The organism is Staphylococcus sp. 231237_7MaSpsaltlick, from assembly GCF_043107035.1.
The window spans coordinates 1-244 of record NZ_JBICNX010000481.1; the positions used below are offsets into that span (position 1 = coordinate 1).

Genomic DNA, 244 nt, shown 5'->3' on the forward strand with positions numbered 1-244 from the left:
ATAAAGACGATGTTACTTCTAATGATTCACAAGATGTAACTAAAGACAGCGATAAATCTGATGATACTTCAGTTGAACAAGATAATAATGCTGTTCAAAATGATAGCGTTGTTACTGATAAAGACGATGTTACTTCTAATGATTCACAAGATGTAACTAAAGACAGCGATAAATCTGATGATACTTCAGTTGGACAAGATAATAATGCTGTTCAAAATGATAGCGTTTTTACTGATAAAGACGA

The 244-nt window shown here is 31.6% G+C and carries 1 protein-coding gene; it reads left to right on the forward strand.

The genetic code is table 11. The features are described 5' to 3' along the window. Nucleotides 1–244: hypothetical protein (locus ACF91D_RS32430; protein ID WP_392438815.1), on the forward strand; the 244-nt coding region annotated here is incomplete at both ends.